This is a genomic window from Capnocytophaga sp. oral taxon 863 str. F0517 (assembly GCF_000466425.1).
In the GTDB taxonomy this organism is placed as follows: Bacteria; Bacteroidota; Bacteroidia; order Flavobacteriales; family Flavobacteriaceae; genus Capnocytophaga.
Genome location: NZ_KE992168.1, coordinates 75622 through 97086, shown reverse-complemented (window position 1 = coordinate 97086; position 21465 = coordinate 75622). Strand labels below are relative to the sequence as shown.

Below are 21465 nucleotides of genomic sequence, written 5' to 3'. Positions count from 1 at the left end.
AAAAGTAACTTTCTTATATCGAACTCACGTTAATTAGCAAATTAAAAAATCCCCGCTGATAGATTTCTCTTTCAGAGGGGATTTTCATTTTTATTCAGGTGCAGAATAGGTTACTATATCAATACCGATGCCGTTGGGGTCTATAATGGCAAAATGGCGATCGCCCCAAGGCTCTTCACGTAAGTCTATGGCAATGGGCACGCCCTGCTCTTTTAGGCTGCGGTAATAGTCATCTACATTCTCTACTTCAATGGTGAGGTATACCCCCTGTTGGGTAAAAGGTTTTTGGAAGAGAGGCTGTTGCGAAGGGTGGTTAGGCAACAAAAAACTAATTTCTGCCTCGTGATTGGGGGTGTGCAACAGCAAATAAAAGTCGTTTTCAAAAGTAACGCCAAATTGCAATACTTGGGTGTAGAAAGCCTTGCTCTCAGCTAATTTCTCGGTGATAATACCTGCGTTTAATTTCATTCTGATAATGTATTTGTTATTCGGCGGCAAAAGTACCGCAAGCACAGGGAATACGATTGTAAAAAACGGACATTCTTCAGCCTAACACCTTACTCGGTGTATCGCCATAGAATGTTTTAAACGATTTGATAAAGTGGGCTTGGTCGTAATAAGTGTCTAAAAAAGAATGGTTGTGGTAGGCTTTTGTACTTAGTATATGCTGAAAACGCACAATGTTGCTAAAAGTTTTAGGACTATCGCCTATGTAGTAGTCGAAAAGGCGGCGCAACTGTCGGGTGCTGATGCCGGTATCTAACTCACTGATGTGCATCGTGCCTTTGCTTTGTAATATCTGCAAAAGTGCCGAGAAAAAGCGGTTGTCCATCTGCAAAGGGTGTTGTGATAGGTGACGGAGAAAATAGTTGTCCAAGCGTTGTGCAATGGTAGCTAACGAAAGGGGAGTTTCCAACTGCTGAGCGATAAAAGTAGCCAGTGCAGGTACTACCTCGCGCAAAGGGATTTCTTGTGCGCTGATTTCAAAAGCATCCTGACCAAAAAGTAGCGGAAAGGCACTGGGCAGAAAGCGCACCCCTACATAGTGGAAAGCCCCCGTTATAGGAAACTCTATGTATGTATTGCAATAGCCCATAATGGAACTCATCTGCGGGGCGTTGCAGTCAAAAAATAAGTCGATGCAGCCATCGGCAACTACTCGGTAAAAGAAAGGCGTGTTACGCGGAGGAGATTTCAGTTCCCAATAGCAATAGATAAACGAACGCAAAGCCTCACACGGAAGAAACTCAGTATAGGTAACCGCTTTTTCTTCCGCAGGAATAACCGATTGCATAGGGTGATAATAGGGGTGAAGTGATAACACGTTGTTTGCTATTGATGAAGGGCAAAGATAGAAATAATTAGCCAATTGGCAAATGTGTTAATTATTATAAAAATCCCCGCTGGTAGGCAAAGCCTGCCAGCGGGGATTTTTATAATTTTACTAGGTTTATAGATATTTTCCTGTAATACTATTGGCATTATTCTTTACTGATTGAGGGGTGCCTTGTGCTACTATTCTTCCGCCTGCGGCACCGCCACCGGGACCCATATCGATAATATAATGAGCATTGCGAATGACGTCTAAATCGTGTTCAATCACTATCACGGTAGCTCCTAAGCTAAGGAGGCTCTGAAAAACACCGAGCAGCACACGTACATCTTGCGGGTGTAGCCCTATGGTGGGTTCATCAAATACAAAAACGGTATCGCTTTGTCCTTTGCCCATTTCGCTGGCTAACTTTAGGCGTTGGGCTTCTCCTCCCGAAAGTCCTGGGGTATCTTCGCCAAGCGACAAATAGCCCAATCCTAACTGTTGTAACACTTGTAATTTTTGATTTACTAACTTCAAATCGGTAGTTACCTCTATTACTTGGTCTATACTCATACTCATCAGCTGGGGCAGACTGTATTTTTCGCCATTCTTGGCGGTGCGCAATACTTTGTAGGCTTCGCGCTTGTACCTGCTCCCTTTGCAATCAGGGCACACAATATCAACATCGGGGAGGAACTGCACATCTAAGGATATTTGCCCTGTGCCGTCGCAGGTAGGGCAACGGAGGTCGCCTGTATTGTAGGAGAAGTCGCCTGCCTTATAGCCGCACTGTTTAGCATCGGGGGTTTGGGCGTAAATCTTACGGAGTTCGTCATGAATGCTGGCATAGGTAGCTACCGTAGAGCGCACATTGATGCCTATAGGGGTAGCATCGATGAGCTTTACCTGACGAATACCTTCTGCTTCTACCGATTTGATGTGCTGAGGTAATTTCTTCCCCATAGCGTTTGCCTCTAAAGCGGGAATTAAGCTCTCTAACACTAAAGTAGTTTTGCCTGAGCCGGAAACCCCTGTAACTACTGTAAGTCGCCCTTTGGGAATTTCGACTTCTAAAGGTTGTACGGTGTGTATAGCATCGGTAGAGAGGCGTATTTTGCCCATAGGAAAGAGTTCATTCTCTGTGAGTTCTTCAGGCAGTTTGCTCTCTTGCGATAAGTAAGGCGCTATTACCGATTCCTTATTTTGTGTTATTTCATCTACCGTTCCTTGTGCGATGACGGTTCCGCCATTAATCCCTGCGCCTTTGCCCATTTCTACAATCTCATCGGCGTGAGTAAGTACTTGGGTATCGTGCTCTACCAATATCACCGAATTGCCGTCGGCTATGAGGTCGTCCATCACCCCTATTAAGCCTTTGAGGTTGTGAGGGTGTAGCCCGATAGAGGGTTCGTCTAACACATAGAGCACCCCAGTAGTGCGGTTGCGTACGGCGCGGGCAAGCTGTACGCGCTGGCGTTCGCCGGTGGAAAGGGTAGCTGCTGCACGGTCTAAGGAGAGGTAGCCCAAGCCTAAGTCGATAAGGCGGTGGGCGGTATCGGTAAAGGCTTCGCAGATGTTTTTAGCCATTGGGCGCATTGCTTCTTCTAACGAATCGGGGACGCCTGCTACCCAAACCATTAACTCATCGAGCGTCATAGCCGTAGCTTGGTCTAAGCTAATGCCCCTAAGGCGTGGGGCACGTGCCGCTGGAGAAAGCCTTGTGCCGTGGCAGTCGTGGCAAACGTCTTCTTTTAGGAACTTCTCGAGGCGTTTCATTCCGCTATCGTCTTTTACCTTAGCCAAAGCGTTTCGTACGCTATACACAGCACTGTAGTAAGTAAAATCCATTTCGGCAGTTTGTCCTGTTTTGGGGTTTAGGTAGAATATATGTTTCTTTTCAGCAGGTCCGTGGTAGACTATTTCTTTTTCTTCGGGGGTTAAATCCTTGAAAGGCAAATCAGTACGCACGCCCATTTCGCGGCATACATCTTTCATAAGTGACCACATCAGGGTGCCCCATACCACTACTGCTCCTTCGTCGATAGTGAGGTTTTGATCGGGGACTAACTTGCTTTCGTCTACCGTTCTGACGGTTCCTATTCCGCCACAGGTAGGGCAAGCCCCACGACTGTTGAAAGCTAAATCTTCAGCCCCAGGTCCGTAGAAATGTTCGTGGCACTCGGGGCAGGTGATTTCTTGCATAGCTGCTACAGCAAACGAAGGTTTTACATAGTGTCCGTTAGGGCAACAGTGATTGGCAAGCCTTGAGAACATCAGGCGGAGGCTGTTGAGCAATTCGGTCATTGTGCCGAAAGTACTGCGGATACCAGGTACCGTAGGGCGCTGGTGCAGTGCTAAGGAGGCTGGCACGTAGCGCACGTCGTCTACCTCAGCGCGTTCGGCTTGCGTCATTCGTCGTCTTGTGTAGGTAGAAAGCGATTCTAAGTATCTTCGTGAGCCTTCGGCATAGAGAACTCCTAAGGCAAGAGATGATTTGCCAGAGCCCGATACGCCTGCAATCCCTACAATCTTATTGAGGGGGATATCGACGTCTATATTCCTGAGGTTATGTACTTTAGCCCCTCGAACTTCAATATTTTTGGGGCGTTTAGGGTTTTCTTTTTTCATAGTTGTCATTATTTTACTAATTTGTTTTTCTGTGAAGAAGCTACTAAATCATACGATTGTTTTACATAAGCCTTGATTTTATCATCGGGCATATCTTCATTGAAACGGATACCCACCCAATACTTTTTGCTTAGGTTAAAAGGGTCTTCTACTGCCTGATAATTTGCTTTGAGTTGTTCTATCTCATCGGGGTTGCATTTGAGCGTGCATTTGTCAAACTTATTGATATCAAAGAAGCAAAACATCTTTGTACCCACATAAGTTAATGAGTCCATTCTCTGATACTAAAAATCCTACTTGTAGTCTCAAGACTACAAGTGGGATTTTTAGCTTGCATTTGCGGTGCTTCTGAAGATTATTTCTTCAATCGTTTGAAAACAAAACGAGTGATGAAAAGTCCGGTGGAATCATCTCTGCCCGAATTGCTTTCTACCCCACTGGTAACAAAGGCGAGTTCCCAACCTTCTTCACTCATTGCGTTGAGTTTGGAAGTGATAAGTGCATCATTAGCAGCGATATTCTGGAAACGTATCCCGCCAATGTTAAAGAAATTGAGGAGCTTGGTTTCATCAAACCCTTTTACACGAATGTCATCACGGTCACTTTTGTTACGTTCGTCCCCTTCTTCAGAACGAGTGGTGGTGAAATCTTTGTAATTGCGCTGGTCATTAGCCGAAATCATTCGAGAACGTCCCAATCCATTGGGAACAACGGATTCTACAGCGGTTACTACTTTGAACTCATAGGTCTGTGCTGTAACTGTAAAGCCTATAAGGACTAAACAGTAGAAAAAGAATTTTTTCATTTGAATTTATTTTTGAGAATTAGGTGGCAAAGATACGAATAATTTGTTGATATGAGACTCATCCATTGACCAATTCACGGATTAGCTCATTGGCAGGGTGTCTTTGAATCATTTCGGGGGTGTCGTATTGCTGAATAACTCCCTTGTCCAACACCAATACTTTGGTACCCAGTGTTAAGGCTTCGGTGATGTCGTGGGTGACGAATACTATGGTAGCTCCTGAAAGCTGATGCAGCGCTTTGAGCTCGCGCTGTAGTTGCTTGCGGGTGATGCTGTCTAACGCTCCAAATGGCTCGTCCATTAGTATGATGTTAGGATTAGCAGCCAAGGCTCTTGCAATCCCTACTCGTTGTTGTTGTCCGCCTGAAAGCTCGTGCGGAAAACGCTCAGCCAGTTCAGGAGCGAGGTTTACTAACTTTAGTTTTTCAGCAACAATACGGCTGATGTCGCTTTTAGGATAATTCTTTAGGACAAGCACGTAGGCTATGTTCTCTGCCACGCTCAGGTGTGGGAAAAGGATATTCCCCTGAATTACATAACCTATATTGCGGCGTAAGGCAATGAGGTTTTCGTCCGCAATATTCTTGCCGTCAATACGTATCTCCCCTTTGTCAGGCAATACCAGCCCGTTAATCATCTTCAGCACAGTAGTTTTACCAGAGCCTGAAGTTCCTATGATAGTAAGGAAAGCGCCGCTTTCAATAGTGAGGTTGAAGTCGGGAATGATTTCCTTGCCGTTATAACTCTTGTATATGTGGGTGAATGTTATCATTGTTGTGGGTGTAAAAGTCCTTTTTGTAGGAGGTAGTTTTTAGCTACTTCTTCGGGTCGTTTTCTTTCAGTTTCTACCAAAAAGTTGAGGTGCGCCATCGTGGTATCGTCTATTAGCTGGTTCAGCTTTGCCAAAGTAGTGCGCAGGGTGGGGTAGGTGGTCAGTAACTCAGTGCGTACCACTGTGCCTGCCTTGTAGGAGGGGTACATATTACGGTCGTCTTGCAGTACCACCACCTCACTGACCGATAACTGTCCATCAGTGGTAAAGACGACCATAGCATCTATTTTCTTATCGCACATGGCTTGGTATTTGAGCCCGATGTCCATATCGAGTACTTTGCCAAAGTGCATACCATAGACTTCTTGGAGTTGCTTGTAACCGTCCTCGCGCTCGAAGAAATCATATTCAGCCCCAAAGATAAGCTGGTGGCTCACCTTAGCCAAATCGGTAAAGGTTTTGAGCTGGTATTGCTGGGCTATCTCTTTGCTCACGGCTAAGCCGTAAGTATTGTTGAAGCCATATAGGTTAGCCCATTCCAATCCGTATTGCTTTTTATAGGCAGTTTCTAAGTTGGCGAACTTGTTCTCGTTGTAAGGGTCTTTGCGTTTGAGTACGGCTTCCCATGCAGTACCAGTATATTCGGGGTACATATCAAACTCTCCACGTGCTATGGCAGGGTGAATGTTAGAGGTGCCACCCCCTACACCATTGGTCAGTCGCACCGAGAGCCCTGTGTCCTGCTCGATAAGCAAGGCAAGCATTTGTCCCAATATATAACTTTCGGTCATTGGCTTGGTAGCGATATGTATATCCTTTGTTTTCTTAGGCGAAAGCACGAAGAAGAGCGAGATAAGCAGTGCCAACACCCCTACCCCTACTAGCTTTAGAGGGTTGCGCTTATGAGCTACTTCGCGGTTTACTAATCGTTTTTCTACTTTTGCTAAGAAGAAATCGAGCCCCAAAGCCAAGAAAGCAATGAGCACACTGCCTACCAGTGTCATGGTACTATTGTTGGTAGTGATACCGCGATAGATAGCAACCCCCAAGCCGCCAGCCCCTACAAAAGAGGCGATACCAGCGAGCGCAATGGTCATCGTAACCATATTACGAATGCCCGACATCAGTACAGGGAGGGCTAAAGGAAGTTTGATTTTCCAAAGCAGTTGGCTGCGGGTGCTACCCATTGCCTCTGCAGCTTCTACAATCAGCGGATTGATTTGGGTAATACCCGTATAAGTACTGCGGATAATAGGCAGCAAGGCATAGAGTATCAGCGCAATAAGGGCGGTGAGGTTCCCTACCCCTGTAATGGTGATAAAGAAACCTAACAAGGCGATAGAGGGGATGGTATAGAGCACATTCACCGCTCCCAAGAGCCAAGCGGCATACTTGCGGTACTCGCTGATAAAGATTCCCAAAAGCACCCCTATAAATGTTGCGATAACAATTGCCAAGAGCGAGATAAGTAAATGCTCAGCAGTCAGGAGCAGGAAGAACGGCGCTTCCTCACGAAGAAGAGTGATAAGATCTGTCAAGATGTTCATTAGTTTAGTCTTCGTGTTCGCCGCTATTGACCAAGGTAGCATTGATAAAAAAGGCGCCTTTGGTAGCGATTGTTTGCTCGGGGGCGATCGGTTTTACTGGGACGATAGCGGTATAGCCACTTTCGGAAGCGCCTTTGGCTACTTCTATTTTCTCGAAGGTAGTTTCCTTATCGTCAGTGTGGGTGATGACAAAGATATACGATTTGCCACTATCTTCTACGATGGCATCATTGGGTACCGCAGGTGCCGTTTCTTTGTCCAGACTGATGACTCCTGTTACGTTCATTCCGCTGATAAGTCCTTGTTTGTCTCCCTCTACGTGGCAATGTACGATGATACTTTTACTTTCATTCTCAAATGAAGCGGCGATGTTGTACACTTGGGCATCGTATTCACCAGAAGTATTGTTAGTCGGGTTGAAGTGCACTTGTTGTCCTACTTTGATATAAGGCAGGTCGCGCTCATATACTTGCAAATGTAGGTGCAGCGAGCTGTTGTCGATGATCTCCACGATAGGGGTGGAGGCATCTACATAAGCCCCATTGTTAGTATATACTGCACTGATATTCCCACTGATAGGAGCTACTACTGCCAGGGTAGATTGCATCCCCTCATTGGTTAGGGTTTTGGGGTTCAAGCCCATTAGGCGTATTTGCTCTTCGAGGGCTGCTTTTTCAGTGCGTAGGGTACGCAGTTGGGTAGTGGCAGCTTGTAAGTTCTTACCCGTACCGGCATTGCCTTCGTAGAGGATCTGCTGGCGGTCAAGCTCTTGCTGGGCAAGTTCGATTTGGCTATTTACAGTGAGCAAGCGCTGTTGCTGTTGTAGAAAATCGGGATTGGAAATGGTGGCAATTACTTGCCCTTTGTGGACATAGGCGCCTATTTCTACCTTTACACTTTGGATAATCCCTGTATATATGGTCGATACCTTTGCCTGATGGTCGGCAGGCACACTCAGTACTCCATTGGCTTTGAGGGTAGCGGTGAGGGCTTTTTGTTCTATATGCCCCAGGCGAATGTCTACCGTTTTGATTTGCATTTGGGTCAGGGTGGTCGTATTTTCTTCCTCGTGGTGGTGTTCTTCTTCCGCTTCCTGGTGGTCAGCGGTAGAAGTGTTATTATTACAAGCGGATAAAGTGAAGAGTGTGATAAGGATAAAAGCGATTTTTATACTGTATTTTTTCATGTGTGTTACTGATTTAAAAGGGATTGGAGTTCTATTACTTTTTGATTGAGCGCCTCTATGCTTTCAAGGAATGCCAAGCGGGTATCTACAGCAGTTTGTAGGGTATAGAGGTATTCTACATAGCTTATTTCGCCGGCACTGTAGCCCAATTGGTTGGCCTTTACGATGCGCTGTGCTTCAGGGAGGGCTTCATCTTTGTAAAACTGATACTTTTGTAAATTCAGTTGGTAGCTCTCCCACAGATTGATCCACTGGGTGTTGAGCTGCTTTTCTGTTTGCTTTGCTTGCTCTAAGGCGGCTTGCCTTTGGTATTCGTAGGCTTTTACTTTGTTGTGAGTGGCGGTAAAGAGCGGAATTGATAGCCCCACGGTGGCAAAGTGAAAGCGCTGGCTTCTATCGGCGTAGGTTTCTACTCCACCGATGGTTTGCATTCCGATGAGGGACTGATTGGTATAGCCCAAAGTAAGATCGGGTAGGGCTTGGGCACGCTCCAAACGCTGATTGTTCTGGGCGATGGTCGCCTCTTGGTAGCTTAGCTGTACTAAAGGGTGCTGAGAGAGGCTGGGGGCAGAGGTCTCTTTTAGCAACAAAGGTTCGTACGCAGTGGAGGTGGCGATGGTAAAGTCCGCTTCGGTTTGCATAAGGGTATGCAGGTTGCGATAAGCCGTCTGTGTCAAGGCTTGGTTTTGCTTTAGCAGGAGGGTAATCTCTCCTTTTTTTACCTGTGCGGTGTTGATGTCTATTTTCTTGGTGTCACCTGCCTTAAAACGTACCTGGGCAATACGGATAAAATCATTGAAAAGACTATCGAGCTGCAAGAGTTGCTGCTGCTTGAAGGCTAAGTACTGCAATTGTTGGTATAGGGTACGCACCTGTTGCTTAAGTTCATTTTCCTGAAGGTTTACTTTTCCTTGTTGTAGTTGTGTTTCCGCCAAGTAGCTTTTTTTGCGCGCACTGAATACCGTAGGGAAAGGAATAGACTGTGATATACCTACCGAGAGGTCTTTCTCGGGGCTGCTATACTGGCCAAACTGCCCTGTAAGGTCGGTTTTGGGAAGCTCCCAGGCGGTGTGCTCTTTGGCGATAGCCTCTTTTAGTTTGAGCCGTTCCGCCTTGATAAGCCCATTGTTTTCGAGGGCTATTTGCTCTATTTCAGTTAGGCTGTAAACAGTTTGTGCCTGTAGGGCAATGGGGCTAAGAAGCACAGCGATAATTACCAGTCCTTTGGCTGAGGGCTTTGCCCATTTGAAGCCATTGTCAAAAGCTAAGTAGAGCAAAGGCAATACAAAGAGGGTGAGGAAGGTCGCCGATACCAACCCACCGATGACCACAGTGGCTAAGGGACGTTGTACTTCGGCTCCTGCTCCTTGACTGAGTGCCATAGGGAGGAAGCCCAAGCTGGCCACCATTGCGGTCATCAGTACGGGGCGCAAGCGCATCTCGGTACCGGTAATCACACGGCGTAGTAGGTTGTTCATACCTTCTTTCTTCAGTTGGTTGAAAGTGCCAATAAGTACAATACCATTGAGCACAGCTACCCCAAAGAGCGCAATAAAACCTATGCCTGCACTGATACTAAAAGGCATTCCCCGAAGGAGCAAGGCCAATACACCTCCGATGGCACTCATCGGGATAGCGCTAAAGATGAGTAAGGATTGTTTCATAGAATGGAAAGCAAGATATAACAAGAAAAAAATCAAGAGCAAGGCTACCGGTACGGCAATAAGGAGCCTATCGGTGGCTTTTTGTAGGTTTTCGAACTGACCGCCGTAGGTGAAGTAGTAGCCTGTGGGGAGTTTTACCTCTTTGAGTTTCTCTTGTATGTTGCCTACTACGCGTTGTACATCGCGCCCTTGCACGTTGAAGCCAATGACGATACGGCGCTTGCCTGCTTCACGGCTTACTTGTGCGGGGCCTAATTCATATTTGATAGTGGCCAATTGGCTCATCGGTACCTGCCCATTTTCGGTAGCTACCATCATATGTTGTACATCGTCAATTCCGGTACGATAGAGGCTATCGAGGCGTACCACAAGGTCGAACCTTCGTTCGTTCTCGAAGACAACCCCTGCCTTCTTGCCCGCAAAGGCGGTACTGAGCACCTCATTGACCTCTTGCACCGAAAGTCCGTAATTGGCCAAGCGTACCCGATCGTAAGTAACATTGATTTGCGGAAGTCCGCTTACCTTTTCCACCTGTGGGGCGGTAGCACCTTCTGTTTTCTGGATAAGTTGGCTTACCCTTTGGGCGTAGAGGGAGAGGGTATCCATGTTTTCTCCAAAGATTTTTACCGCTACATCCTGTCTGATACCTGTCATCAATTCGTTGAAACGCATTTGTATAGGTTGGTTTTTCTCGAAGAAGACCCCAGGAATGTCCTTGAGCCGTTCAATGATGGCATCTCCTAATTCCTCATAGGAGCGACCACTTTTCCATTGGTCTTGGCTCTTGAGAACGATCACAATATCGGAGGCTTCCAGCGGCATAGGGTCGGTAGGTACTTCGGCAGAACCTGTTTTGCTTATCACCATTTTCACCTCGTCGAACTCACGAATCAGGCGAGAGGCCTGCATGGAAGTCTCCAAGCTCTGCTTCAGGGAAGTGCCCGGTGGCAGAATACAGTGAAAAGCAAAATCACCTTCTTGTAGTTGTGGAATAAACTCACCTCCCATACGGCTGAAAATGCCTACCGCAAGGACGAACAGTACCATGGTACTGCCTATTATCCATCCCCTAAGGCGGATAGAACGGACAAAGAGCGGTTGGTAGTGACCGTTGAGCCAGCTTATCATTCGCTCGGCAAAACTGCGCTTGTCACTTACTGTTTTAGGTAGGAGCAAAGCGCTCATGGCAGGGATATAAGTCAGGGAAAGGATCAGGGCTCCCAAAATAGCAAAGACGACGGTTTGTGCCATAGGGCGGAACATCTTGCCCTCTACTCCTACCAAGGTAAGAATGGGTATATACACCATCAGGATGATAATCTCTCCAAAGGCGGCACTACTGCGTATTTTGGAAGCGGAATGGAATACTTCCTCATCCATTTGTGCTTGGGTAAGTCGTTGGCGGTTCTTTCGGATCGCCAAGTGGTGCATCACTGCTTCTACCACGATAACCGATCCATCTACGATAATTCCGAAATCTATCGCTCCCAAGCTCATCAGGTTGGCACTTACTCCAAAGAGGTTCATCATTCCTAAGGCAAAGAGCAAGGAGAGCGGAATGGCTGTGGCGACAATCAGTCCGGCACGCAGGTTCCCTAAGAAAAGCACTAAGATGAAGATAACAATCAGCGCCCCTTCTAAGAGGTTTTTCTCTACTGTATGGATGGCGCGTTGTACCAAGTCCGTGCGGTCTAAGAAAGGCTCTATCACTACATCTTCAGGTAGGGATTGCTGTATGGTGGGCAGTTTTTCTTTGATACGACTGACTACCTCGTGGCTGTTTTCGCCCTTGAGCATCATCACTACCCCACCTACGGCATCCACCTCGCCATTATAGGTAAGGGCACCATAGCGGATGGCACTGCCCAAGCGTACCTCGGCTACATGCTTGATGAAGAGGGGAGGGGTGTGCTTGCCTACGGCTATATTGCCTATGTCTTCAAGGGAGCGAGCCATGCCTATTCCTCGGATAAAGTAGGCATTGGGGCGCTTGTCGATATAGGCACCTCCTGTGTTTTGGTTGTTCTGCTCCAAAGCAGTGAAAATATCACTGACACTCACCCCCATGGCACGGAGGCGATCGGGGTCTATAACCACCTCATACTGCTTGAGTTCGCCTCCAAAGCTGTTGATTTCGGCTATTCCTTTGGTACCATAGAGTTGGCGAGCCACGATCCAGTCCTGCATGGTGCGGAGGTCTTTGGCGGAATATTTGTTTTTGCTCTGCTCCGTAGGGCGAATGATATACTGATATACCTCCCCCAGTCCGGTACTCACGGGTGAGAGTTCGGGCGATCCTATGCCTTGAGGGATTTGCTCCTGTGCCTCCTTGAGCTTTTCATTGACTAGCTGGCGGGCAAAGTAGATGTCCATATCCTCGCTAAAGACGGCTGTGATGACCGAGAGGCCAAAGCGGGAAATACTGCGTGTTTCCTCCAGCCCAGGAATATTGGCTATGGCTTGCTCAATAGGAAAGGTAACCAGTTGCTCCACCTCCTGTGAGGCCAAAGTAGGGGTGGAGGTGATGATTTGCACTTGGTTGTTGGTAATATCTGGAACAGCATCAATGGGGAGCTTTGTGGCACTCCATACACCCCAAAAAATAAGCATAAGGGTCATGATTCCTACAAATAGCTTATTTTTGATGCTAAATTGTATGATTTTGTCTAACATTTCTAATAAGGATTAATGATCAATAGTTAATGACTAATGATGGGTGAGATGACTAATGAACAGTCACTTGAGATGAAGAAAGATTATATCTTGGGAGGAGTCCAGATATTCCCATAGCAGTTCGAAGACCATACGGCCGTGTATAGGGGATAGCTATAGGAGGGAATGGTTGCGGTAGCTTGAACAATGGTTAAGGCCTCATAAGTAGTGGGTGTGCTCATTACCATTTGGCAGCAAGTGCAAGTGCAAAAAGGCGAACAGCTATCCAAATGAAAATGAGAGTGTTCTCCAGTTGGGGCTGCTACAAATTCATAAGAAGCAGAATACTCCTCACCTTCAAGCATATCCGTACAGGGCAGCCCAGTGAGTGCCAACAGATATAAGCTGAGTATGAAGGTGAAAAATCTCATATTGGGAGCAAAGATAGTAAAATAATGACATATAGCAAGCAATCAATGATAATTTTTTTGCCAATGGGCTAATTTGCTTACAAGGTCATACGCCCTACCAATAGGGATTTCTGTTTCCCCTATATAGACGAATTGGTGGGTATAGGAGGTGATGTGTTGCAAGTTCACTACATAGCTCTTATTCACACGTACAAATACCGATTCGGGGAGCTGGCTGTGTATATTCTTGAGATTGATCCACGTAATATATTTGTCCATAAAAGTGTGGATAATCACATAGTCTTTCAGGGCTTCTATATAGAGAATATCGATCAGAGGGATGCGATAATTACGCCGATTGGCACGAATATCAATACATTGGGTATCGGTAGCCTCTAAGTTGGTTTTCTGTTGGGAGAGTAGCTGGTGGTAGCTTTCGGCCTTAGCAACAGCTCTTTTGAAGCGTTCCGGAGTGATGGGCTTTACCAAATAGTCAAGGGCATCCACCTCATAGCTCTCCAAGGCGTACTGACTGTAGGCGGTGGTGAAGATCACCAAGATTTGTTCGGGCAGGATTTTCGCCAGCTCCAACCCATTGATGCCTGGCATCTCGATATCTAAGAAGAGCAAATCCACCTCATTATTCTTCAGGAAGTCAGCAACCCCTACGGCATTCCTAAAAGTACCTACTACCTTTAGGCTACTGTATTGTCTTACAAGGCGTTCCATCCCGATACGCGCCAAGGGTTCGTCGTCTATAATCAAACAATTCATAAGGGCAAAGCTAAGGTTACTATATATTCCTGTGGCAAACGCTCTTGCGATAAGCTAAAATGCTCCCCATAGAGCAGTTCCAACCGGCGGCTTAGGTTGGGCAAGCCTATACCACTACATTTGTGTTTTGGATTGGGCTGAGAAGGCACCGAATTACGTACAGAAAAGTGCAAAAAGTCCTCTTTTGCTTCACATTGTATATAAATATAAGAGGGTGCTAAGGCGTCCATACTGTGTTTTACGGCATTTTCGGCTAAAATAAGCAGTGTATTAGGGGGAATTTGTATCCCTTGGATGTTCTTTTCGCTATAAGTGAGTTCATAAGTAAAATCATCACGGCGCATGGCCTCCAAAGAAAGGTAATCTGATAGGAAACGCAGTTCTGAGGTGAGGAATACCTGCTCCTGGTGTGACTGATAGATCAGGTGGCGCAAGAAATCCGATAGCTTGGTGATACTGTAGGAGGCTTTCTCGGTATCTATATACAACAAAGTGTTGATACTATTGAGCATATTGAACAAAAAATGGGGTTGTATCTGGCTACGGAGGGCTTGTAGTTCGCTTTCGGTAGCTTGTCGCTCCAGTTCTTGCATTTTTTCGCTGTCCTTTACCCATACTTGGAAGGTTTTGATAAGTGTAGAAGTCATTATAAAGGGTACTACATATGCCAAAGCAGAAAAAAGGATTATATAAGCAGGTGTTTTTGCTGAAGCTATGATGTTTTTTCCTATCATATACGCTTTCCATAGTGTGAAATTGAGATAATAGGTGGCACCCAGCATAAAAAAGACCCATAGCGAGAGGAGAATAATATAAGTAGCTAGCTTTCCTTTGAAGAAATAGCGCGGAATAAACACATACATATTTAGGTAAAAAGTAGCGGTAATCCCCAACCATCTCTCTATCCAATCCCAATGGTCTATCATTCCTTCATATTCACCCCATTGCTTGGTAAGGACAAGAAACGCCAACAACGAAGCGCAAGCCACCACATGCCGATAGATACGAAACCTATCGGCTATCAAGAACTGCAAGAAGAAGTTGTTCTTCAAAAATAGGTGTGGATTCTCATTAATCATTAGATTATTGTCTAAACTGACTTACTTCGTCTTCGGTACAGTCAAAGAAGCGAGCGACTTCTTTACCCTTTACATCCGTATAATGTTCTTGTAACACATAGGTTATGACTCCTGTGGGAAGGTCTTCTACAGCAAATATCCAAGCTGCTCTACTTCCTAATTGGTTATAAGCAAGTATCTTAAAGTTCTTTAGCTGAAGTATATTGGTAGCGTATTTCTTTACTTGCTCAGGTAAAGGTTCTATACCCTTAGCCTTTATTTTCATTTTTTGCTTTTGGTTAAATACAATCTCTTTCTTTATACCAGTTACCAACAGATATTTAGCCTTTTCTTGATCTTCCTTTTCATTTTTTGAAGTGCTTTTTACCAAGAAGATTGTCTTATCTGAGACTTTGTATATATAATAGTCAGCGGTATCATGGTGCAATGTTTCGTCTTTGTTTTCACAAAAACCTCTTTGCTCAAATTTTAGGGCGTTCAAGCGTACATACGAGGGGGCAATAAGCTCAAATGTACCTGTTATAGAGGGGAAACAGTCGTTGTCACAAGGGGCAAAGTAATACGAGGTATACTGATTTTTGTTGTTCTTTTCAAATACAGTACTATACCCAAAGCTTTCATTTTTATGTTGTGTAAGCACAAATAAGTTGCTGTCTTCCTCTTTGAAGTCACACAACAGAGAGTTGGTTATCCACTTGCCTTCTAAGGGATTTTGGCCATACATAGAAGGCACGCATAATAATAAGAATATTACGAACTGTTTCATAAAAGATTTTTATACTTACTTGTTTGATAATTAACTATTTATATCTATATTGTAATAGTCATAGTGGTGAGCACTCATAAGGCTACAAAGATAATAATTTTTTTCATTTTTATATGTGTTTTTGAATTAATACTATAGAAATTCGATTTTTCCACTTCCTTTGATATTTGTATCTCTCTGGGGTGGATTTCCAAAGATAGAGATATTGCCATATCCCATAATTTTTGCTTGTACATCTTCAGTAACAGAAGCTTCTATATTTCCCGCCCCAGCTATAAAAAGGATTGCCTTACGAGTACTTAGTTCCTTACCTAAAAAGTTACCATCGCCTTTGAGGACTACTTCCAAAGAATGAAGTCGCAAAGAAAAGTTTTTATGGGTAGTAACTATTCCTTTTCCTACGATGGCTATCTTTTGAAAATTCTCATCTATAGGGATATGTATCCTTAACTTAGGTACATAATTGACCCCATAATGTTTGAGCTTGATAACCAAAGTGCCTTCTTTGACTTCGGTGGCTATATATGGCAATACATTTTCTGAAGTTTCTACTGTAATTTGTCCTACATTCCCTTCGGTAAGTACAATATCAGCATTGCCAAGCACTTTAATTTGGGAATAAGTAGGGATTATTCTTTCTTGGAAGACTATTTTTTTAGTTCCTACCAAAGGTTTGCAACAGCTTAGTAGAAAAAGAAGAGACTGCAAAGATAGGTTCTTGATGGTATTCATAATTGTTAGTCTATTGATCATTAACCATTTATTTGATGGTGACTCCTGCAGCAAAATACAAGGCTGGAAGGAACACACTGGAACGAGCAGTACCGTCTTCATTCTTGGCTTCGGACTGGAACATAGCAGCAAGGGTACGCTCCCTATAGCGACCCGAACGGATAAAACTACCGCCAAAGGCTACAGGAATGGCTACATGTTTGCCCAGCTTGAACTCAGGCTGTAAGCTCACAAAGAAGGTCTGAGAGGAGAACATCTCTTTTTCTTCATGGCGCCTAAGGTAAGCGGCATATCCTCCTATATTGGCTACCAAATTCAAGCTGAGGTTTTGGTGATAATCGTAGCCAAAGGCTACTTTTCCTCCATCGAGCAGATTGACATCTATCGTAAATTTGTCAGAGAAACCACCTTTGTATTTGAAATAAAAGGCGGGGAATACCATAGGAAAGCCAAAACTATTGTTCAGGGCTACCCCTCCACCTATCTCAAGGTTGGTTTTCCAGTGCCATACAAAGACTAACGCTCCGTTGGCTACCACATTTTCCCCTATATGGATAGCTGAAAATTGGCTTTTAGGAAGGTAGCTTCCGGCACCCACCGCCATCAACATAGACCAACGTTCTTTCAAAGGGCGTATGTGGATGGCCGTTGCCCCAAGGTTCATCACCTCGGAGGGGAGTTCCTTACCTATGGGGAAATTATGGTTATCCATTTGTACAAACTTACCACTGAGGGATATTCCCCATGCTGTAGGGCGCTGATAGGGATCCTCTTCTTTAGGAGCTTGCATAGAAAGGGGTACCATAGCATTCACAGCGTAGATCATCGCCGAGCCATTGCCCGTATTAGTATCAGCTACCGCATCGTAAAATTTAGAATTGCCTATATACTCTGTTTTCGCACTAATTTGTGCCAATGCACTTCCTACAAAAAGTAGTGCTATGAGGGTGATTGCTTTTTTCACAAACCTTATTTTTAGTATTATGCCGCAAAGGTAAGGGAAAAACACCTCTATAGGCTAAAAAAGAAAGTTTTCTATACCAAAAGCAAAATTTATCCGATGAAATAGAGGTTAGTTGTTAGTGATTAGTGATTAGTGGTTAGTTGTTAGTCATTGGTCATTAATCATTAGTCACTATATAAGTCCTTGTCTATAAATATCCTCGGCATCGCTGGCTCGTGCATTCTGCAAAGCCGTGAGTAGCTGAGGGGTAGGGCTCACCAGTTCTGCGAATACCTCTATGGCGATGGCCTGGTAGGGTTCCCTTGGCTGGAGCTTACTGATTTGTACACTTCTTCAAACGGCAATCTAAACCTCTCACCCCAGATGCCACGTTCCTCACGGATACCGCAGGTGACGACCATACTTACCTCTGCTCCATAAGGCAAGTGTAATAGCTTCTTAATACGATGGCTATCATACCCCCCCAACGGACAAGTATCATATCCCGCCTCTGCCATAGCTAGCATAAAAGTCTGTGCTACAAGCCCGCAGCTTTTATGTACTTCCACACGTATATCACCTTCAGAGAGTTCTCGCACCATAGGACGAAACCAACCGATCACCCCAGAGAGTTTGCGGAAAGCACCTAATACGCCGAAAAAGCGACTGTACACAAAGGGGATTAGTTTCTGGTAAAGCTTCTCTTTATCTTTAATACGCTTAGCTTGCCTTTCGGGCGGACTATTGCGCTGTATATTACCACGCTCAAATTCCAAAATCATTTTGGCATGCTGGCGGTGTTTGTCCTGACGGGTAACGAAAACTACCATCTGTTGTGCCGTCGTTGCTGTAAGCTGCCCCAAGCAGGCTTTTGCTAATTTTTCTAACAAAGCTTTATCAGTAATATGGTACAACTCATATAGTTGCATATTGAAGCCACTAGGTGCTAGTGTAGCAAGCTGAAGGCATTCACGCACCTTCTCCTCACTAATGGGCGTAGGCGCATAATAACGCACTGCCCTGCGGAAGTTTAAAATATCTTTTAGCATGATTCTTAAGTTCTGAGTTATTAGTTTTGAATTTTGAGTTACTTTAAAAGTGAATAGTGAAAAATGAACGACAGAGGGCGTTTTTCACTCTTCGTTTTTCACTTAATTTACTTTTCACTCTTATCTACCCCTTGCCCAATTCGATTCGCCAGCCAGCTGACATAAAAGAGCTGGAAGCTGTGGTAGAGCATGATAGGGAGCAGATAGAGTACTTTTTGTGTTTCGGGGATACCTAAGACCATCACAAAAAGGCTTCCATGTACTAGCGACTTTTTAGACCCACAAAAGGTGGTGGTAATGGTGTCTTCCCTGTTGAATCCCAAGGCATGAGAGATTCGCTTGAGTACCTCATATACGATGAAAAACAAGGCTACTGAAGCCCCTGCAATGATCACAAAGACCATAGGAGAGACTGAAAGGAATATTTGCTTGACAAAAGCATCGGAAAAGCTCTCATATACAATGAGCAAAATGATAAATCGGTCAAACTGACCTATCCATTTGCTGTATTTATCTACCCATTTCTTCAAAAGAGGGTTCAATAATAGCCCCAGTACGATAGGTAGTAGTACCTTGAGTAATAATTGCTGAATAATCTCCCCTTGATCTACCTCAGCCGAGGTATTTTCTAAGAAAAAACCCATGAGTAGGGGCGTAGCTACAATCCCTATCAGCCCCGATATGGAGGCGTTGAATATAGCAGAGGTAATATTGCCTTTGGCGATAGAAACCATTACCACAGAGGAGGATACTGTAGAGGGCAAGCTCGCCAAAAAGAAAATGGAGAGCCATACCAATTGGTAGTCTGTACCCTTAGCAATAGGGTAGAACAAAGCCACCAAGAGCGGAAAGAGGACAAAGGTACCCAACTGTACCAAGAGATGGAGTTTCCAATTCTTTATATCCCGAAATACCTCTTTGATATTGAGTTTCAGTCCGTAGAGCAAGAAGATGATACAAATTCCCCAATCAATAAAGCGGTTTAGGTTAAATACCGCATTGTATTCCTCTCTATAAGGGATGATTCTTGCTAAGACAATCATGCCCACTAAGGCAAAAAGGAAGTTGTTTTGTTTGTTAAATATCTTTTTCATCCTGAATTTGATTTCTTTTTCTAATTCGGGCTAATAACACAAATAATAAGCCATAGCCTATACTTATACTGCCCCATATAAGCAAAGTTCTCAAAGGGCGATAGGGGAAATGCTGTAGTATCTCTAGGGAAAGTAACCCATAAGGTACAAAAAATAGTCCTCTTTTCCATTGAAATAATAGAAAGGAAAGGAGTAATCCCACAGCATTATAGTAATAAAACATAAAATAGATAAAAAGTCCCCATGAAACTCCATGTATAGTGGTATAAGTGAAGGTTTTTTGATAGAAAACACTCACTAAAGTATGTACTCCTATAGGTAAGAGCCAACATCCTACTAAAGCTAAAGTATAGAATAGATATTTTTTCATAAGTGTTTTCTGTGGGGGCAAAGATAGTGAAATATTACTGAAAGTAAAAGGCTATCTTTTCGGATAGCCTTTTGGATGTTTTAGAATTCAGCACTTTGTGGGGTGCGAGGGTAAGGGATTACATCACGGATGTTGGTCATACCTGTGGTAAAGAGGACTAAGCGCTCAAAGCCTAGACCGAAACCACTATGTACAGCTGTACCGAACTTGCGTAGTTCGAGGTACCACCAAAGGGTCTGCTCGTCCATGCCTAAGTCTTCTATTTTCTGCTTGAGGACGTCATAGCGCTCTTCACGCTGAGAGCCTCCTACAATCTCTCCAATACCAGGGAAAAGAATATCCATAGCACGAACGGTCTTGCCATCTTCGTTCAGGCGCATATAGAAAGCCTTGATCTTGGCAGGATAGTCATAGAGAATTACCGGACAACCGAAGTGTTTCTCTACCAAATAGCGCTCATGTTCGCTTTGCAGATCTACTCCCCATTCGTCTATGAGGTATTGGAACTTCTTCTTTTTGTTGTGGTTACAATTCTTGAGGATCTCCACTGCCTCGGTATAGCTTACACGCTTGAAGTCGTTATGAATAACAAACTCTAACTTCTCAATCAGGGACATCTCACTGCGTTCGGCTTGTGGTTTGGTCTTTTCTTCCTCCAAGAAGCGTTGGTTTAAGAACTCTATATCCTCGCGACGGACCTCCAAGGTGTATTTCAGTACATATTTGATAAAGTCCTCGGCCAAGTTCATGTTGTCAATAAGGTCATAGAAGGCCATTTCAGGCTCAATCATCCAAAACTCCGCCAAGTGGCGAGAGGTGTTGGAGTTTTCTGCTCGGAAAGTGGGGCCAAAGGTGTATATTTTCCCCAATGACATAGCGAAAGTCTCTCCTTCGAGCTGACCCGATACGGTAAGGTTGGTTTCACGTCCGAAGAAGTCTTTTTTATAATCTACTTCGCCTGTCTCGGTAAGGGGCGGATTCTTAGGGTCAAGGGTAGTTACACGGAACATTTCCCCGGCACCCTCGGCATCACTACCGGTGATAATTGGGGTATTCACATAGAAGAAACCATTGTCTTGGAAGTACTTATGTACCGCATAGGCCAGCGTGGAGCGTACGCGCATGATTGCTCCGAAAGCATTGGTACGTACGCGCAAATGTGCCTGCTCACGGAGAAACTCCAAGGAGTGTTTCTTCGGCTGTATAGGATATTCATCGGGGTTACAGTCGCCCAAGATGGTCACCTCGGAGGCCTGTACCTCAATAGATTGGCCTTTTCCTTGGCTTTCCACGACCTTCCCTTTAACTTCGATAGCGGCTCCTGTGGTGATACGCTTGAGGGTTTCCTCGGGGGTATGTTCGAAATCCACAACTACCTGTAGGTTGGCCAAGGTAGAACCATCGTTCAGCGCTATAAAACGGTTGCTGCGAAAGGTACGCACCCATCCGCGGAGGGTAACCTCACCTACATTCGTCTTTTCTTGTAATAGATCTTTGATACTCATGCTGTTAAAGATAAAAAGTAAGAGGCAAAGGTAAAAAAGCAACCTATCGACCTATTACTTTAGATTAGACTGCAAAGATAGTAAAAAAAGTAAAAAATAAAAAATAAAAATTCAGTTATCAGTGGTCAGTAGATAGTAGACAGAATTTAGTTATCAGTCTATAGAAATCACTAA

General features: G+C 44.6%; 19 protein-coding genes. All 19 read right to left on the bottom strand.

Annotation, left to right across the window (positions count from 1 at the left end):
• Positions 1-90 precede the first annotated feature (90 nt).
• A complete protein-coding gene (locus HMPREF1551_RS09380) occupies positions 91-468 on the bottom strand; it encodes a VOC family protein (protein WP_021628885.1) in 378 nt (125 codons plus the stop codon).
• Between the two features lie 76 nt (positions 469-544).
• The gene (locus HMPREF1551_RS09375; RefSeq protein ID WP_021628884.1) at positions 545-1294 is read right to left on the bottom strand and encodes a helix-turn-helix domain-containing protein; all 750 of its coding nucleotides are present in this window, start codon (positions 1292-1294) and stop codon (positions 545-547) included.
• Between the two features lie 156 nt (positions 1295-1450).
• Positions 1451-3943: an ATP-binding cassette domain-containing protein gene (locus HMPREF1551_RS09370; RefSeq protein ID WP_034544609.1), complete on the bottom strand. Its 2493-nt coding sequence runs from the start codon at positions 3941-3943 to the stop codon at positions 1451-1453.
• An 8-nt stretch (positions 3944-3951) separates the two neighbouring features.
• Positions 3952-4218 (bottom strand): MmcQ/YjbR family DNA-binding protein, encoded by a 267-nt coding sequence (locus HMPREF1551_RS09365; protein ID WP_021628882.1) that lies wholly within the window; start codon positions 4216-4218, stop codon positions 3952-3954.
• 80 nt (positions 4219-4298) lie between these two features.
• Positions 4299-4748, bottom strand: coding sequence for a hypothetical protein (locus HMPREF1551_RS09360; protein WP_021628881.1), 450 nt, complete (start codon positions 4746-4748; stop codon positions 4299-4301).
• 58 nt (positions 4749-4806) lie between these two features.
• Complete coding sequence (locus HMPREF1551_RS09355; protein ID WP_021628880.1) at positions 4807-5520, bottom strand: ABC transporter ATP-binding protein; 714 nt, start codon at positions 5518-5520, stop codon at positions 4807-4809.
• Positions 5517-7058: a glycine betaine ABC transporter substrate-binding protein gene (locus HMPREF1551_RS09350; RefSeq protein ID WP_034544606.1), complete on the bottom strand. Its 1542-nt coding sequence runs from the start codon at positions 7056-7058 to the stop codon at positions 5517-5519. The genes HMPREF1551_RS09355 and HMPREF1551_RS09350 overlap by 4 nt, the downstream gene beginning before the upstream one ends.
• A 13-nt stretch (positions 7059-7071) precedes the next feature.
• Complete coding sequence (locus HMPREF1551_RS09345) at positions 7072-8253, bottom strand: efflux RND transporter periplasmic adaptor subunit (protein WP_021628878.1); 1182 nt, start codon at positions 8251-8253, stop codon at positions 7072-7074.
• 5 nt (positions 8254-8258) lie between these two features.
• Complete coding sequence (locus HMPREF1551_RS09340; RefSeq protein ID WP_021628877.1) at positions 8259-12590, bottom strand: CusA/CzcA family heavy metal efflux RND transporter; 4332 nt, start codon at positions 12588-12590, stop codon at positions 8259-8261.
• An 83-nt stretch (positions 12591-12673) separates the two neighbouring features.
• Entirely contained in the window at positions 12674-13000 is a 327-nt protein-coding gene (locus HMPREF1551_RS09335) for a DUF6660 family protein (RefSeq protein WP_034544605.1), read from the bottom strand.
• A 42-nt stretch (positions 13001-13042) separates the two neighbouring features.
• A complete protein-coding gene (locus tag HMPREF1551_RS09330; protein WP_021628875.1) occupies positions 13043-13753 on the bottom strand; it encodes a LytR/AlgR family response regulator transcription factor in 711 nt (236 codons plus the stop codon).
• A complete protein-coding gene (locus tag HMPREF1551_RS09325) occupies positions 13750-14832 on the bottom strand; it encodes a sensor histidine kinase (RefSeq protein WP_021628874.1) in 1083 nt (360 codons plus the stop codon). The genes HMPREF1551_RS09330 and HMPREF1551_RS09325 overlap by 4 nt, the downstream gene beginning before the upstream one ends.
• A gap of 4 nt (positions 14833-14836) precedes the next feature.
• Positions 14837-15598: a hypothetical protein gene (locus HMPREF1551_RS09320; protein ID WP_034544594.1), complete on the bottom strand. Its 762-nt coding sequence runs from the start codon at positions 15596-15598 to the stop codon at positions 14837-14839.
• Positions 15599-15730: 132 nt separating this feature from the next.
• A complete protein-coding gene (locus HMPREF1551_RS09315) occupies positions 15731-16330 on the bottom strand; it encodes a GIN domain-containing protein (RefSeq protein ID WP_196800721.1) in 600 nt (199 codons plus the stop codon).
• 28 nt (positions 16331-16358) lie between these two features.
• Positions 16359-17294: a DUF6268 family outer membrane beta-barrel protein gene (locus HMPREF1551_RS09310; RefSeq protein WP_021628871.1), complete on the bottom strand. Its 936-nt coding sequence runs from the start codon at positions 17292-17294 to the stop codon at positions 16359-16361.
• Between the two features lie 275 nt (positions 17295-17569).
• Positions 17570-18322, bottom strand: coding sequence for a nitroreductase family protein (locus HMPREF1551_RS09305; protein WP_021628870.1), 753 nt, complete (start codon positions 18320-18322; stop codon positions 17570-17572).
• 107 nt (positions 18323-18429) lie between these two features.
• A complete protein-coding gene (locus HMPREF1551_RS09300) occupies positions 18430-19416 on the bottom strand; it encodes a bile acid:sodium symporter family protein (protein ID WP_021628869.1) in 987 nt (328 codons plus the stop codon).
• A complete protein-coding gene (locus HMPREF1551_RS09295) occupies positions 19400-19786 on the bottom strand; it encodes a hypothetical protein (RefSeq protein WP_021628868.1) in 387 nt (128 codons plus the stop codon). The genes HMPREF1551_RS09300 and HMPREF1551_RS09295 overlap by 17 nt, the downstream gene beginning before the upstream one ends.
• Positions 19787-19866: 80 nt before the next feature.
• Positions 19867-21291: an asparagine--tRNA ligase gene (gene asnS, locus HMPREF1551_RS09290; RefSeq protein ID WP_021628867.1), complete on the bottom strand. Its 1425-nt coding sequence runs from the start codon at positions 21289-21291 to the stop codon at positions 19867-19869.
• Positions 21292-21465: the final 174 nt, after the last annotated feature.